14 protein-coding genes are annotated in these 16,764 nt (G+C 47.7%); 5 read left to right on the forward strand and 9 right to left on the reverse strand.

The window, feature by feature from the left end; translation table 11 throughout:
* Nucleotides 1–5: 5 nt before the first annotated feature.
* The 3 genes from lptE to Q4488_RS16830 all read left to right on the forward strand — a co-directional run bounded on the left by lptE (nt 6) and on the right by Q4488_RS16830 (nt 2,184).
* Entirely contained in the window at nt 6–515 is a 510-nt protein-coding gene (gene lptE, locus Q4488_RS16820) for an LPS assembly lipoprotein LptE (RefSeq protein WP_303581648.1), read from the forward strand.
* Nucleotides 516–533: 18 nt separating this feature from the next.
* A complete protein-coding gene (gene holA, locus Q4488_RS16825) occupies nt 534–1,550 on the forward strand; it encodes a DNA polymerase III subunit delta (RefSeq protein ID WP_303581649.1) in 1,017 nt (338 codons plus the stop codon).
* A 409-nt stretch (nt 1,551–1,959) separates the two neighbouring features.
* Nucleotides 1,960–2,184: a hypothetical protein gene (locus tag Q4488_RS16830; RefSeq protein WP_303581650.1), complete on the forward strand. Its 225-nt coding sequence runs from the start codon at nt 1,960–1,962 to the stop codon at nt 2,182–2,184.
* 116 nt (nt 2,185–2,300) lie between these two features.
* On the opposite strand, the gene Q4488_RS16835 is transcribed toward Q4488_RS16830, so the two are convergent.
* The 6 genes from Q4488_RS16835 to Q4488_RS16860 form a co-directional block, all read right to left on the reverse strand.
* Nucleotides 2,301–3,059 carry an amino acid ABC transporter ATP-binding protein gene (locus Q4488_RS16835; RefSeq protein ID WP_303581651.1) on the reverse strand — a complete coding sequence of 253 codons (759 nt, stop codon included), beginning with the start codon at nt 3,057–3,059 and terminating at the stop codon, nt 2,301–2,303.
* An 18-nt stretch (nt 3,060–3,077) separates the two neighbouring features.
* Nucleotides 3,078–4,178 carry an amino acid ABC transporter permease gene (locus Q4488_RS16840; RefSeq protein ID WP_303581652.1) on the reverse strand — a complete coding sequence of 367 codons (1,101 nt, stop codon included), beginning with the start codon at nt 4,176–4,178 and terminating at the stop codon, nt 3,078–3,080.
* An 11-nt stretch (nt 4,179–4,189) separates the two neighbouring features.
* Complete coding sequence (locus Q4488_RS16845) at nt 4,190–5,404, reverse strand: amino acid ABC transporter permease (RefSeq protein WP_303581653.1); 1,215 nt, start codon at nt 5,402–5,404, stop codon at nt 4,190–4,192.
* Between the two features lie 116 nt (nt 5,405–5,520).
* Nucleotides 5,521–6,534, reverse strand: coding sequence for an amino acid ABC transporter substrate-binding protein (locus Q4488_RS16850; RefSeq protein ID WP_303581654.1), 1,014 nt, complete (start codon nt 6,532–6,534; stop codon nt 5,521–5,523).
* A 350-nt stretch (nt 6,535–6,884) separates the two neighbouring features.
* Nucleotides 6,885–7,610: an FKBP-type peptidyl-prolyl cis-trans isomerase gene (locus Q4488_RS16855; protein ID WP_303581655.1), complete on the reverse strand. Its 726-nt coding sequence runs from the start codon at nt 7,608–7,610 to the stop codon at nt 6,885–6,887.
* Between the two features lie 60 nt (nt 7,611–7,670).
* A complete protein-coding gene (locus tag Q4488_RS16860) occupies nt 7,671–8,177 on the reverse strand; it encodes a TIGR02444 family protein (protein WP_303581656.1) in 507 nt (168 codons plus the stop codon).
* Between the two features lie 20 nt (nt 8,178–8,197).
* Between Q4488_RS16860 and Q4488_RS16865 the strand changes: the two genes are divergently transcribed.
* Entirely contained in the window at nt 8,198–10,108 is a 1,911-nt protein-coding gene (locus tag Q4488_RS16865) for an ATP-binding cassette domain-containing protein (RefSeq protein ID WP_303581657.1), read from the forward strand.
* Between the two features lie 255 nt (nt 10,109–10,363).
* On the opposite strand, the gene Q4488_RS16870 is transcribed toward Q4488_RS16865, so the two are convergent.
* Nucleotides 10,364–11,692 (reverse strand): aminoacyl-tRNA deacylase and HDOD domain-containing protein, encoded by a 1,329-nt coding sequence (locus tag Q4488_RS16870; protein WP_303581658.1) that lies wholly within the window; start codon nt 11,690–11,692, stop codon nt 10,364–10,366.
* A gap of 352 nt (nt 11,693–12,044) precedes the next feature.
* On the opposite strand from Q4488_RS16870, the gene ggt reads away from it, so the two are divergent.
* On the forward strand, nt 12,045–13,793 hold the full coding sequence (ggt, locus tag Q4488_RS16875; RefSeq protein WP_303581659.1) for a gamma-glutamyltransferase: 1,749 nt from the start codon (nt 12,045–12,047) through the stop codon (nt 13,791–13,793).
* A gap of 177 nt (nt 13,794–13,970) precedes the next feature.
* Here ggt and Q4488_RS16880 read toward each other — a convergent pair whose 3' ends face one another.
* Complete coding sequence (locus Q4488_RS16880; RefSeq protein ID WP_303581660.1) at nt 13,971–15,353, reverse strand: uracil-xanthine permease family protein; 1,383 nt, start codon at nt 15,351–15,353, stop codon at nt 13,971–13,973.
* Nucleotides 15,354–15,407: 54 nt separating this feature from the next.
* On the reverse strand, nt 15,408–16,133 hold the full coding sequence (locus Q4488_RS16885; RefSeq protein WP_303581661.1) for a DUF5020 family protein: 726 nt from the start codon (nt 16,131–16,133) through the stop codon (nt 15,408–15,410).
* Nucleotides 16,134–16,764: the final 631 nt, after the last annotated feature.

Here is a 16,764-nt window from a genome sequence, read left to right on the forward strand (position 1 = left end):
TAAACATGACACGCTGCCAAAGCCGATTATCGGTCACCGTTTTCTTCACTGCTTGCTGCTTGCTGCTCTCGGCATGCGGCTTTCATCTCCGAGGCAATGCGGATCTAGCCGAGCCACTACGACAGGTAACGCTAGTGTCACCTGAGCGCTCTCGTAGTCAGTTGGCTCCCGTACTGCGACGGCTACTGGAAGCTAACGGTGTCAGCGTGAATCATGGCACCGGTTACTTACTGCAGATCATCTCTGAAAAACGTAGCCGACGTGAAGCGACGTTGGGTGCTGATGCCGATATCGATGAGTACGAACTGACCACTCGGGTGAGTTTCTTAGTCAAAGATACACAAGGCGACATTGTCCTAGAGCGTCACTTAGCGGTTGATCGTATCTATGATTATGATACGGATAAAGAAACCGCCAGTAATGCCCAAGAAGCACAGCTCTATGACGAGATGGATCAACAGCTCGCTCGTCAGATTCTGCGTTTCTACGCTAACGTGAAACCCACGACTCCTTAATTCCAGATAGCAGGCCCCATGAAAATAAAACCGGAGCAACTTGCCAGCAAACTCAGCCAGCAACCGGCTCCGGTTTATCTTATTACTGGGGATGAAACCCTGCTGATTGAGGAAAGCTGCGACCTATTGCGTCAACACCTACATGTGATCGGTTTTAGCGAACGAGAAACCTTGCATGTCGAAACCGGCTTTAAGTGGGAATATCTACTCGAATGCGCTAACGCGCTATCTCTGTTTGCCGAACAAAAGATTATTGAGCTACGCCTCGGCAATCAAAAACTCAACAAACAGTCGAGTGAAATTCTCCGAGAATACCTGCAGCGCCCTGCCGCAGATAATGTTTTACTGATCATCGCCAATAAGCTGGATGCTGCCGCTAAAAAAAGCGCCTGGTTTAAAGCGATTGATCAGCAAGGCCTTATTGTTGAGATTTGGCCAGTCGATTTGCCCCAACTACCCGGCTGGATCAATCAACGCGCCCGCCTGATCGGACTCACCCTCGAAAACCAAGCAACACAGCTACTCTGCGAACGTATCGAAGGCAATCTTCTCGCCGCGAAGCAAGAACTCGATAAACTCAATCTGCTGTATGCCGGTCAAACCGTAACCGCCGATATGGTGATGGATAGTGTCTCAGACAGCTCGCGTTACGATATATATGGCTTAACTGAGGCCGCTATACTTCAGCAAGTGCCCCGCTGCACTAAGATTATTGAAGTGCTGCGTCAGGAAGGCACTGAAGCCTCCGTTGCATTATGGGCCATCGCTCGTGATATCCGCTCGCTGCTTAGTCTTCAGGAGGGCCTGCAAAAAGGCACCCCCTTCGACACCCTCTGTCAGCGAGAACGTATCTGGGGCAACCGTAAAAATCAGATGCGTAATGCCGCGCAACGTCTTCCCGCGGCTAAACTGCGTCACTTACTTAGCGATTGCTCCGAAGCCGATGCACAAATTAAAGGGGCACTCGGCGATCCTTGGCTAACACTCACCAGCATCATCCTGCAACTCGCCGGTATTGAGCTTCAACTCGCTTAGAACCTCATCCTATCAGACACGATAATCAGTACTCGCTCGCCTCTAGGCCAATATTCAGCTGTCACCAATCGATAACCACTCTCATCATAACGCGTCGTTAACCCTATCATCGCGACAGCGACTCATGACGATAAATTCAACGCTCAAGCCTTCAATCGATATTGCTGTCTCCAGCCAAAGACAATTAAAATTCATTTAAAATCAATGATTTAAAAAAACACGCCGGTATATCGATGCGCAATAGCGACAGTTATTCTGTGACGCCTCCATATTTTCGATAATAACTCATTGATTTATATAGATAAAAAAATATTGGCTCAGTCCCTGCTATATAAGAATTATTCCAAACGGATTTTGAATCCGACGAATGCAACATTTACTTTTATTGAAACAATCTGAGAGCTTTAATATGAATATCAAAACACTTTGCGCAGTCGCCCTTACCGCCGTTTCAGCAACCGCTTTTGCCGTTGAAATGCCAGAATTTAAACTAGTGGATATCGACGCCGATGGTTTTATCTCCCTGGAAGAAGCCAATACTGTTGCCGCGCTAGAGACGACTTTCTTGGCCGCCGATCTAAACAAAGATGGCTTACTCGATGAAGCTGAATACGATCAAATTCCTCGCGGTTAAACCCTATCGAGGCGATCAAAAAGGCGCGACACATTGTGTCGCTGCCAAACAGATAAAACCGCCAATTGGCGGTTTTACTTTTCGCGCGCTAAGAACGCAATTGCTAGCGATGGGCTTTAATGTTGTAAAATCTGACTCAAGAATAGCTGTGTCCGCTCATGCTGAGGATTATTAAAGAACTCATGTGGTTCATTTTCCTCAACAATTTGTCCACCGTCCATGAAGATAACACGGTCAGCCACGGTTTTAGCAAAACCCATCTCGTGGGTCACACATAGCATGGTCATGCCTTCATTCGCTAACTCAATCATGACATCCAAAACCTCCTTAATCATCTCCGGATCGAGTGCAGACGTTGGTTCATCGAAGAGCATGACATCAGGATTCATACACAGCGATCGCGCAATCGCCACCCGCTGCTGCTGTCCACCGGATAACTGACCCGGATATTTATTGGCTTGATCAGGGATTTTAACCCGTTCGAGTAGCTCCATGGCCCGCGCTTCCGCCTCTTTACGTGGCATTTTTTTCACCCAGATAGGGGCAAGCACACAGTTTTCTAATACCGACAGATGCGGAAACAGATTGAAGTGCTGAAACACCATACCCACTTCTTTACGGATCGCCTCAATATTTTTGATATCTTCATTTAAGGGAATATCGCTTACCACGATACTGCCTTTTTGATGCTCTTCTAAGCGATTAATACACCGAATCATGGTCGACTTGCCCGATCCAGAGGGGCCACAGATAACGATCTTTTCGCCCTGTTTAACTTTTAGATTAATATTTTTTAGCACATGAAACTCACCGTACCATTTATTCAGGTCGCTCAGCTCCACCATCAATTTATCAGTCATATGTGAATGGGTCATTTCAAAATCTCTCTGTTATCAGGCACGGTTACCATGGCCGGTATGTAATTTCTTCTCCAGATGTTGCGAATACCGCGACATACTGAAACAGAACACCCAGAACAGCAGGGCAACAAACAAATAACTCTCAGTGGAATAACCGATCCATTTAGGATCCTGATTTGCCGCCTGACCAATCGCTAGAACATCAAATAAACCGATAATCAGCACCAGACTCGTATCCTTAAACAGCGCGATAAAGGTATTCACAATACCCGGTATCATCAGTTTAAGCGCCTGCGGCATAATAATTAAAATCATCTTCTGCCAATAACCAAGCCCCAGCGCATCCGCCGCCTCATATTGTCCCCGAGGAATCGCTTGCAGCCCTCCTCTAATGACTTCCGCCATATAAGCCGACTGAAACAAGGTAATGCCAATCAACGCTCTGAGCAGTTTGTCAAAACTCATCCCTTCTGGGAAAAACAGCGGCAACATCACCGATGCCATGAATAGCACCGTAATCAGCGGCACGCCGCGCCAGATTTCGATAAAGGTGACACAGACCGAGCGCACGATCGGCATTTCAGATTGTCGTCCCAATGCCAACACAATACCCAATGGCAATGAAGCCACGATACCCACCACGGCTAATACCAGTGTCAGACTCAAACCGCCCCACAAATGGGTTTCTACTTGAACCAGACCGAAGGCATTACCATAGAGCAAGAAAAACGCGATAATCGGATAAACCACCAATAATAGCGCGGCAACCAGGCCTTTCTTCGGCGTCTGCGGTAACACCAACCAAATAATTGAGCCGATCAAAATAATAAAGGCCAACTGCACGCGCCAATGCTCTGCTTCGGGGTAAAAACCATAAAGAAACTGATCTAATCGATTAGCGATAAATACCCAGCAAGCACCGCCACTGGTACAAGCGTCTCGACTATCACCGACCCAATCAGAATCGATAAAGATCCATTGAACGGTTGGCACCAACAGGCTAATCAAAAAGTAACCGACAACGATCGTCGCTATCGAATTGATCGGTCCATTAAACAAGTGCTTACGCAACCAGCCAACGACACCAATCATACTCGAGGGCGGGGGTAACGCAGGTTGTAATTCATATTTCATAGCATCCCCTCCTAGCGTTCCGATAACTGAATTCTGGCGTTATACCAGTTCATGAATAATGAAGTCAGTAAACTCAGAGTCAGATAGACAGCCATCGTCATGGCAATAACCTCGATGGCCTGACCGGTCTGATTCAGGGTCGTCCCGGCAAACACGTTGACCAAATCAGGATAACCAATCGCCGTTGCCAGCGAGGAGTTCTTCGTCAAGTTAAGATACTGACTCGTCAAAGGCGGAATCACGACTCGCAAGGCTTGTGGAATAACAATAAAGCGTAAGGTTTTTGCTTTCGACATCCCCAGCGCGGTTGCGGCTTCCGTTTGCCCATGCGATACCGCCAAAATACCGGCCCGCACGGTTTCTGCAATAAAGGCAGCGGTATAAATACTCAGTGCCAACCACAGCGCGATTAGCTCAGGTATAACGGTAATGCCGCCTTTAAAGTTAAATCCTTTCAACTCGGGGTGATCCAGCCCCAATGGCATGCCACTCAACAGAAACAACAGCAACGGCACGCCGACAATCAAACCTAAAGCCGTTAAGTAAACAGGAAACTGCTGACCTGTCAGTTCTTGTCGTTTATTCGCCCAACGAGCAATCAACCAACTGACGATAATGGCGGCTAATAACCCAAACAGCACCACACCGAAGCCATCTTCGGGCACTGGCGCGGGAAAGATAAAGCCACGGTTGTTAATAAAGGAGCCGAAAAACTCGATGCTCTGACGCGGATGAGGCAGAGTTCGCAGCACGGCGTAATACCAAAAGAAAATCTGTAGCAGTAACGGAATATTGCGAAACACTTCGATATAAAGCGCTGAGAATTTAGCAATTAACCAGTTATCAGATAACCGCGCCACGCCCAAAATAAAACCGAGAATCGTCGCCGCAATAATCCCCATGACCGCAATCAATATGGTATTCAGCAGGCCAACAATAAATGTCATGCCATAACTGGATGCTTCAGTGTAATCGATAAGGCTCATCGCAATACCAAAGCCCGCTTCACGCGTTAGAAAATCGAAGCCGGTGGTGATCCCTCGTTGTTCGAGGTTGGTCAGGGTATTATCAATGATGGTGTAAAAGACAAAGCCGAGCGCGGCTAACAAGATGACCTGAAACAGTAACGAACGTTTCTTCGGGTCGTTCCAGAATTTTGGCTGATTCGACGGAGGCCCATTTTTCGGCTCGGAACCGTCATCAGGTTTGTGACTTGAATTCGACATGTCTGAGGACATTGTTAACTCCAGAAATCAGTACACAGATCTTTCTATCCTGAACAGCAGCCAGCAGGACAGAAGCAAAAACGGCCGACCCGTAGGTCAGCCGTCGATCAGTGTTTTTAACGCATGGGTGGAGCGTACTGAAGCCCCCCTTGGTTCCACAGCGCGTTTAAGCCGCGATCCAGTCCCAGTGGTGAATCTTTACCGACGTTACGCTCGTAAGCTTCGCCGTAGTTACCCACTTGCTTAACAATCTGATAAGCCCAATCATCGGCTAGATCCAAGCCTTGACCTTTAGGCCCATCCAGACCCAGCAAGCGCTTCACATTTGGATCAGTACTTTCCGCCTTCATTTTATCCACATTAGCCGAGGTTAAGCGTAGTTCTTCAGCATTCAACATGGCGTTGTGAGACCACTTCACAATATTAAACCATGTGTCATCACCCTGACGCACAACAGGCCCCAACGGTTCTTTAGAAATAACTTCTGGCAGTGCACCTACGCTAGATGGATCTTGCATACGAGTCCGCAAACCTGCCGCCTGAGATAAGTCAGTGGTAAAAGAATCACAGCGACCGCTATCAAACGCCTGCGCAGCCTGATCATTGGTATCGAAAACAACCGGCGTATAGGAAATACTATGGGTACGGAAATAATCCGCCATATTCAACTCAGTGGTTGTCCCTGACTGCACGCAAACCGTTGCGCCATCTAACTCTTTCACACTTTTAAGGCCCAGCTCTTTCTTCACCAGAAAGCCCTGACCATCATAATAGTTAACACCCGCAAAGTTGATACCTAACTGAGTATCACGAGTCTGCGTCCAAGTCGTTACACGAGAAAGTAAATCAATTTCACCGGAGACCAAGGCGGTGAAACGCTCTTTTGCGTTGAGGGGAATAAACTTAACTTTCGTCGCATCGCCCAGCACAGCAGCAGCAACTGCGCGACACATATCGACATCCAAGCCTTTCCAATTACCTTTATCATCAGGCACCGAGAAACCAGGGACACCGCTGGTCACGCCACACTGAACAGCACCACGTTCCTTTACCGTTTCTAACGTACCAGCCATAGCAGTACCGGTCATTGCAACCATCAGCACGGCAGCAGAAGTCAGGGTTTTCTTCATTGGATGCTTCCTTCTCTTTGTCATAAATGAATGAATAATAAATGCATCATCGTAGCAGCAATCATTGCTATACGTTTTAAACTGCAAAGAATATTCCACTTTTATTCTTTTAATCCAAATATTTAATTTTTTAACACTCAGATTAAGCTTTCAGTGTAGCAGCTGTTTTACTTCTGTACAGAAAGCCACGGTTTATCAACGCTACAGTCCCTTAATCATGTTGAAATAAATTTACAAAATAACTATCAAAAAAGATCAATATTTATAACAAATTCGATCAAAGACCCTTTTATGCACCAAAAAAAACCACCCGAATGGGTGGTTGGTATATTTTTGACCAATTTCAGCGGTTACTCTGTCGGGTTAATCTCTAGCAGCTCAACCTCAAACACCAACGTTTCATTTGGTCCGATCGCATCGCCCATACCGCCGGGGCCGTATGCCAACTCAGCAGGCAGAACAAGCTTCGCTTTGCCGCCGACTTGCATCAGTTGCAGTCCCTCTGTCCAACCGGGAATCACACCGTTCAAAGGAAACGACACGGGCTCACCGCGACTATAAGAACTATCAAATTCGGTACCGCTAATTAACGCACCACGATAATGTACTTTAACGGTATCTTCAGCTTTAGGGCTATCACCCTCACCCGCCGTTAACTCTTCATATTGCAAACCCGACTCGGTGGTGACAACGCCTTCGTTTTTAGCATTCTCAGCTTGATAGGCTTGACCTTTTTCAAGGTTCTCCGTTGATAACGTCTTAAACGCTTCTTGCTGTTCTGCAATTTTCGCTTGCTGGAACGCCATCATTGTCGCTTCAACCTCTTCCGGTTTCAGCAGCGGATCTGCCCCCGAATACACCGTTTCAACGGCTCGACGCAGCGCATCAACATCCAACTCTTCAACATCAGCTTTAAGACGCTCGCCCAACATCAGGCCCAAGCTATAACCAAGTTTCTGCTGATCAGTTTCCAGCGTATACGGTTTTTCTGTCTCTGCTACGACCTTCTCTTTATCAGAACCACAACCTACCAATACGATACTTGCTACGGCCACGGCCACCAGCGTCTTCTTCATTTTCATTCCTTAATTCAGGGATCAGTTACGTGCTCTTAGTAAACCATTAAACTGAAAAGTTCAGCCAATTACTACTATGCTCGCGGCTTTATCATTTAATTTCTTCAAAAGAAGCGCTAAATCGCTATCACTCGGCTCTTCCAATTTTGCCGCTATACAAAGATTAAGATAACCGAGCCTGTTAACCTCATCAGGCCCAGCCAACAGGCCGCTATCTGGACACTGCTCTCTGAGATCATAAAGTAATTCGATCTCCACGTTTTCAGCGGCCAACTCTGCTGTTTTCAACGCGTCATAACACTCATTCTGAGCTGACGTCTGCTTTGTTTGACGTAATGCATAGCGCAGTTGCCGTAACGGCTCAAGCAGGCTGTTGCGCCACAGACAAACGCTGTCATGTTCCAGTTCAGACGGCAAACACTTCCCCTGCCGAGCAAGCCATAGCGCAAACAACAAATAATTAACGCTCAAGTGATAACGGTTTTGCAGTGTCAGACAAACATCCGCGACTCCCGGCGTAGAATAGATCTGCACTGCCGCATGCCAAAATACATTATTATCTTTCATTTGTGATAAAATCCGCCGCCATGATTCAGTTAAACCAACTTAGTTTACAACGTGGACACTTGCGCCTGCTAGACAGAGCGCAATTAACGATTCACGCCAATCAAAAAGTGGGCATTGTCGGCGCTAATGGTGTCGGTAAATCCTCGCTCTTTAAACTTATTCTCGGTCAGCTACAACCCGATGAGGGCGACTTACAGCTACCGAGTAATTTGACCATCGCGCATATGGCCCAAGAAGTTGCCGACAGTGAGCAGCGAGCCATTGACTATGTCCTCGATGGTGATCATCGCTTACGTACCATTCAGCAAGGGCTAAAAGACGCAGAACAGTCCGGCAACCACCATCGTATGGGAGAATTACATGCTCAGCTCGATGCCATCGACGGCTATAGTGCCGACGCCCGTGCTTATCAACTATTAAATGGCTTGAGTTTCTCTACCGCCGATGCTCAACGACCCGTAAATACCTTTTCTGGCGGCTGGCGAATCCGCCTGAATTTGGCTCAAGCATTAATGAGTCATTCGGACATTCTCCTCTTGGATGAGCCCACCAACCACTTAGATCTCGATGCAACGATTTGGCTAGAACAGTGGTTACGCAATTATCAAGGCACGCTATTACTGATCTCCCATGACCGTGATTTCCTAGATGCCGTTAGTACTCATATCGTACACATGGCCCAACAAAAAACGGAACTCTATAAAGGAGGTTATAGCGACTTTGAAAAACGTCGCGCAGAACGACTCGCGCAGCAACAATCTCAGTTTGAAAAACAACAGGTAAGAATTGCTGAAATAGAGAGTTTTGTTAATCGTTTTAAAGCCAAAGCAACCAAAGCTAAACAGGCACAAAGCCGGGTTAAAGAACTCGAGCGTATGGAGCTGATCGCGCCTGCCCATATCGATAGCCCATTCAGCTTTAGCTTTCAGTCTTCCGATAAAATTTCTTTTCCGCTGATGAGTTTAGATAACGCTCAGCTCGGTTACGCTCAGCCGATTCTAAATAATGTAAAGCTGACGCTCTCGCCGGGTGATCGTATCGGTCTACTCGGGCCTAACGGTGCGGGTAAATCCACCTTAATTAAGACGCTGACTCAAGATCTCCCCCTAATTGAGGGTCTATATCACGCCGGCGAGCATCTTAAAATCGGCTACTTTGCGCAGCATCAACTGGAAGCCTTAGATCTGGAAGCGTCCCCTGCTCTACATATTCAACGCCTATCCCCCAAAGCCAGTGATCAAGAAATTCGCAACTATCTTGGCAGCTTTGATTTTAACGGTGATCGCGCCCTCGAACCGGTAAAACGCTTCTCCGGTGGCGAAAAAGCACGTGTGGCTCTGGCCCTTATCGCTTGGCAACGCCCCAACCTACTGTTACTCGATGAGCCGACTAACCATCTGGATCTCGAGGTGCGTCACGCACTGACACTCGCCTTGCAAAACTTCGATGGCGCGTTAATTCTGGTGTCCCATGATCGTCACTTACTGCGCAATACCGTCGATCAGTTTTGGCTCGTCGCCCATGGTTGCGTGTCGCCCTTTGATGGCGACATGGATGATTATCAGCAATGGCTGAGCGCACAGCGGCGAGTGCAAAATCAAACAATAGAAGAACCCAAAGAGAATCGATCACTCAGTGCGGCGCAAAAGAAAGAGCAGAAACGACTCGAAGCTGAACGTCGCAACGCACTTCGGCCACTACGAAAAGCGATTACTCAACTCGAAACCGCCTTAGACAAAATCACCCTAGAGCGACAACGAGTGGAAACCTCGCTTGCGGATGTCACACTGTATGAAGAGAGCAATAAAGCCCAACTTAAACTGCTCTTACAGCAACAGGCCGATCTCCGACAAAAAGCGGATGCCGTCGAATCTGAATGGATGGAAAAATTGGAAGAACTTGAAGAACAGGAAAGCCAGACCATTATCTAATCTTGGCACACGAAATAAGTGCTTATGCTAAGGAAGGTACGAATAAGTCCGTTATATTCTCTGCGGACATTAGAATGGCCAGATACGCGAAAGCCAGTGCAGCGAAATGTCTGGACCTTTTCAAGCTGGCTGACAAAGTAGATAACCATTCTAATATCCGCCCTTCGGGAATTTCAGAGGCGTAATTGACTTATTCGCACCTTCCCTAAGCACTTATTCAAATAGTGATTTCAAACAGCGATACTAAGCCCTGACTTAACCTAACGCTTTATGACTATGCATAATAGTATGCACTAGCGCATCCAGTTCTTCCGTATTCTCAGCAATGCTGGTGACGATGCTATCAACCTCAGCCTGACTCAGCTCAAGCTCATTGAGCAAACTAGCAGAAATGTCTTCAACCGGACCATCCGCTAGGCCGTGACTACGCAACGCCCGATTAACAATATAGATCAGCTTGGCTTCATGACTGGCGACCCCATCATAACTGAGATCGTTATGATGACGTACTGCCTCAACGACCACTTCAGGTAATCCCCAATTATCCAATAACCAGGCGCCAATCTGCTCTCGAGTAACATTCAGCACTTGCTTTTCGACATACTCTAAAGCCATATGAGGATTCGCCTCAATATAGCGTGACAAGAGGGCAAAATGAGGGGGAAACAGGTGTGCCAAAACCAGATAACCAAAATTCTGTAACAAGCCTGCCAGATATGCAAAACCAGGTACCGGCCGGATTGAAGCGGGCATTTTTTTACACACCAATTCAGCTGCAGCGGCGACATAAACAGCCTGTCGCCAATAAGGCACTCCATCCCGTGGCGTATCGTCAGACACCGTCAAGGTTTTCCCCATCGCCACGCCTAATGCCAGATTCACCACCAGATCAAATCCCAACACCCGAATGACCGCATCTTCAACTGAGTGAACATCACCCGGCGCCGCATAATAAGGAGACGCCGCCCAACTCATTACCTGAGCGGCAAGCGAAGCATCATTGCGTATTAAAGGCACTAGATCATCGATACCCGCAGAGGGATCTGAACGTAATTCAACGAGGCGTTTCATCGACATCGGTAATGGCGGTAATCCGAGCGTATCTTCCAAACGCTGCTGTATACGTAGCGTGGTAAAACGCTCCACCGCACGCGTAATTACCTGTTCATCACTACCATTAGGTTGATGCTGCGCAATCGTATGCGGCGTCAATCCGAGCGGACAGTGAGATACCTCTCCCTTAAACCAGCTTGCATGTGCTTCAAAAGATAGCCCAGTATACGCCTCGACAATGTGAAAGTGCTCACTGTCTTTCAGTGAATCATCAATAAATACCGGTAACAGAAATAGCTGCGCTTGACCCGCCTCAGCCTTTAAAGCCGATTGACTAAAAAACTTAGTCGCATCTGAACCTCTCACCGGTTGAAGATGACGACCGGAATGCTTCCAAATGCTGACTAAATTTAACAGCATATTGGCTGGCAACAATACCAATACCTTGCCATCATGATCATTCAGCAACACCACTCGCGTCGTTTGGGTATCGCTATTCGCGCTAGAAATAGATTTTACCGCTATGGACAAGTTGAATCTCCAAGTTTTCATATGTCTCTAACGGGACGCTATCGGCCTACATCGCCTTATCTTTAACCCATGTTAATAGAAGGCTCATGACGATTAGCTAACATGACTGGAGTTACTCATTCCGAGTCATCCCTGACAGACGTTGTTAATCTCTATTGGACTGCCCGCCAATCACCCTAATCAGCTGCAGCATTCGCTTTCAATACTCTCAATATAGACACCTAGCGATCAATAAACGAGCTTTAAATGCTGAAATGTAACCAAAGTGGTTTGCTTGATTCAAATATCTGCTTTAATAACGTCTTCGTCCATGCATTATTTTTCACTGAAAAGCGTTTAAGGGATATGAGCTATGCGAACACATTTTAACGCGATAATTGTCGTAATCCTCGCGATCTTTTCATCTCTTGCCTACGCAATCAATGAAGAAATCGCGCCAGAGTCGGCCACCGGCACGCGTCAAGCCCCCATCGTTAGCGCTCAGCATCAATTGGTGGTCAGCGCCCACCCCTTAGCGACTCAAGCGGGCTATAACGTACTACAGCGCGGCGGTAGCGCCGTCGATGCCGCAGTCGCAGTGCAAGCGATGCTAACCCTTGTAGAGCCGCAGTCCTCAGGTATCGGCGGCGGTGCTTTTATGTTGTATTGGGATAAGAGCACGCAACAACTCACCGCTTTTGACGGTCGAGAAACAGCACCAGCGGCTGCCGATAAAAATCTCTTTTTAACTCCTGAAGGAACCCCCATAAACTGGTGGGATGCAATGGTCGGAGGGCGCTCCGTCGGCACTCCTGGGGTGCTAGCAATGCTGGAATTGAGTCAACAACAATACGGCAAACAACCCTGGGCTTCGCTGTTTGATGATGCGATTAACACCGCCGAATCGGGCTTTAACGTGAGCCCCAGATTACATCAATTACTGGCATCGAAGATCAACCCCGGCTTAGGCCGCTACCCTGAAGCTCGCCAATATTTCTTTACCTCCGAAGGCGAGCCTTTAGCCGAAGGCCATCGTCTCAGCAATCCCGCGCTGGCAAGTTCGCTGCGTCAAATAGCTCAACAGGGTGCATCAGCGCTCTATCAAGGCACCCTTGGCGAGCAAGTGATTGCGGCCGTTAAGCAAGCTACCGATAACCCCGGAAAACTACAGCGTAGTGATCTACAAAATTACCGCGCGATCACTCGTCAAGCGATCTGCCGGCCGTTTCGTCACTACCGAGTCTGTGGTTTTCCTCCGCCAACGTCCGGCGGCATAACTACACTACAAATCATTAAACTCATGGCGTTAGCTGAATCGCAGCCGCAACAATCCGGCAGCGTAGCCTTTTATCACTTACTGACTCAAGCCAGTCGACTTGCCTACGCCGACCGTGCTCGCTATCTAGCCGATAGCGATTTTATCGATGTCCCCGTTGATGCTTTATTGGATGATCATTACTTACAACAACGCAGTCAACTGATCAGTCCTTTAAAGGACATGGGACAAGCCATGCCCGGCGAGCTACCCCAGCAGATTAGTCAAGCAGATGATCAATCTCCCGAACTCCCCTCCACCAGCCACTTTGTCATTGTTGATCAATGGGGTAACGCCGTATCAATGACGAGCAGTATCGAAATGGCTTTCGGCTCGACGCTAATGGCCGGAGGATTCTTGCTCAATAATCAACTCACCGATTTCTCCTTTATCGCGGAAAAAGATGGCAAGCCGGTGGCTAACCGAGTGCAAGCGAATAAGCGACCGCGCAGTTCGATGTCACCGATCATGGTGTTTGATGAACAGAATCAATTAGTGGCCGCGCTAGGATCACCCGGTGGCAGTCGCATAATCAACTATGTGGCTAAAAACCTTTACCTTAAGCTCAGCACCGATATCTCCCTTCAAGCGGCATTTAATAGCCCCCACGTTGTTAACCGTAACGGTGTCACCGAGCTAGAAGCAGATACCTTGGCAGAACAGTTAGCCGCACCACTCGCGGCACTGGGTCATCAAACTAAAATCAAAGATCAAAACAGTGGCTTACATGGTTTTTTCCGTCAAGCTGACGGCACGTGGAAAAGCGCTATCGATCCTCGTCGAGAAGGCAGTGCCGTGGGCGACTAATCAATCGAGCATAGGACTAGCACATGTCGCTCAATGACCGCAGAGTCAATCGACTCGCGCCATATAAGCGGCAAATAAACGGCCTCTGAAGACTAAAACACCGCGGGGTACGCGGTGTTTTAGTGGTTTTGGCAGCAGCCTGTTATACGCCCATCTCGTCGTATGAAGCTCGCCTAACTATGCATCGCTTAAGTCACTCAGCGGTGCTGCTTCAGCAACACTTTCCGGCTGCTCCTCAGGCAAGACTAGAGACAAAATAATAGCCGCCATGCCCCCAGTGGTGATCGGCGAACCAAACACGCTCTGTACCATTTTAGGCAATTGATCCAGTAGCCCTGGTGTCATACTGACGCCGAGCCCCATACCGAAAGCAACCGCCATAATCAGCAACTTACGGCGATCAAGGTGCTCCGAGGCGATAATCTTAATACCCGCTGCAGCCACAGTACCAAACATCACCAAGGTCGCACCGCCCAACACCGGCTTAGGTATCAGTTGTAGAACGCCACCAATCATCGGAAACAAGCCCAGAAAGATGAGTATGCCGCCGATATACAAGGCAATATGCTTACTGGCAACGCCGGTGAGCTGAATCACGCCATTATTCTGACTAAACGTCGTATTAGGAAAGGTATTAAAGACGGCCGCCATAAAGGAGTTAAAACCATCGGCAAACACACCACCACGTACTCGAGCAATATATTCATCTCCCGCAATAGGTTGTTTAGAGACCATACAGTTAGCCGTGATATCGCCTGTAGATTCAATCGCCGTGATCATATAGATCAACGCAATGGGCAAGAACGCCGCCCAGTCAAACGAGAAACCATACTTAAATGGCACCGGAATACTGATTGCCGGCACACTGCTGAGAGCAGCAAAGCTAATTTTGCCCATCAACCCCGCGATGATCATGCCGATCAGCAACCCCAGCACGATCGATGATAAACGGATCCAACTATTGCTGGAGCGATTAAGAATAATAATACTCACCAACACAATACCGCCCAGCATCAAGTTAGCGGGATCACCAAAATCTTTCGCCTTGAAGCCACCGGCCAAATCAGTCATACCGACCTTAATCAGACTGGCGCCAATAATAGTAATCACAATACCGGTCACTAACGGCGTGATAATACGTTTAAGCTTATGGATAAACTGGCTGAGGAAAATCTCGATAAACGCTCCCAGCATACACACCCCAAAAATCAGGGATAACATCTCTTCTGGGCCTCCGCCCTGCCCCTTGGCGATAAAGCCTGCGGCCAACACCGAGCTTAAGAATGCAAAACTGGTTCCCTGTACACAGATCATCCCCGCCCCCATGCCTAGCGGACGACGTGCCTGAATAATGGTACCCACACCAGAGACCATTAACGCCATACTGATCAGATAGGGAACATGCTCACCCAGCCCCAGAACACCGCCGATAATCAGTGTGGGCGTGATGATACCAATGAAGCTTGCCAGTACGTGCTGTAACGCGGCAAACCCCGACTCTAAAACACCTGGCTTTGCATCCAGTGAATAGATTAGATCATTCGAGTTCGATGTAGACATGAGGCCTCCTTATTAAAAAGCGGGGTCAAAACCCCGCGATAGGCAGATAAACGATCAGAAATGCCATTTCAGCAGTAGTGATGCATTGCGTTCATCAACCGTGCTACCGTACTTATTGTTCCAGTAGGCATACTCAACACCCACATATAGAGGCGACTTCAAACCCAAATTTTTACCCGCATTCCACTTTAACTGTGGGGTAAAGTTCATCTCTGACTCGTTGGTGTCACTGCTTGTGCTCCAATCAAGGAAACCATCGATCAGAAACTCTTGATTACCCGCTGCAATAGGATAAGCCCACGTCAATGTCAGTTGCTCATCGTTATCCGACGTATCGTTATACGCTTTATAAACGCTCGCATTGAAGTACTGGAAGCCCGGCACATCCAAGCTGACACTCAAACCATAAAGATAGTTATCAAAGCCATCTCCTGCTTCCCACGTACCGGTTAAAAACACATCCTTGATGGGGCCAACAGACAGATCACTGTCGGTGACATAGCCTAAACTCAGACGAGGAGAAAACTCACCATAGTAGCTGCTATCACCATCCTCTGGCATGGTGCGATCCACAAACAGAAAGGTATCACCCCAGTTATGACCGGTGGCATTCTCAAGCGTCACCACATCCATATTACCGGTCGGTGTGAATTTATAATCATCGCCTTTCAGGTAACTTAGGCTCGTATTAGTCCAAAGCATCTCAGCAGAAGCAGGAGCAGCGATAAAGACGCTTGCAGACAAAGCGGCCAGTGCGAGTGTACGTTTCATAGTAATCATCCCATTACATCCTTTAAGAAATTAAAAACCGTCCGATAGGACTCATTACTTCATACACACAGCAAAAAGCTGGCCAATCGGTCAGAAAAATTCAAATAATATTTAATCCATCCTAAAAACAGCGAGTTATCTAAAACGTCACGGTGTGGCCTACAGAATCGATCCGCTGCTTTTGCATCAATGTGATGCGCCAAAACAGTACTATTCATACAAAATGCTTACTTTTGGTTCGAAATTACAAAACAATAAACTTATAAAATCGTATACAAAAATAAATAGAATTAAAAACAATATCGCCAAGACATCGACTCAATAACAGTTCCAACAGCGTCGTTTAAACATTCAGCGACGCACACATTGCGCTGTGTCACATGAATGAAATCAGCCATTCACCTTGCCAGCAGATCAACGCGCAACAAAGTAATGTCAAAGCGATGGCCCGAAGGGGAGAGGAACGTAGCGACGCATCATCGAACCAGGTTCGTGTTCCGAGCTGCGATATTCCAGACGTAAAAAACCCCACCTATCTAAACGATAAAAGTGAGGCTTTTTTGACTAAATAAGTGGTGCCCGGACTCGGAGCGATGGCCGCAGGCCATAACAACATCGCCGCTTTTGGGCGATGGCCCGA

It is taken from the genome of Amphritea sp. 1_MG-2023 (assembly GCF_030547545.1).
Classification (GTDB): Bacteria; Pseudomonadota; Gammaproteobacteria; order Pseudomonadales; family Balneatricaceae; genus Amphritea.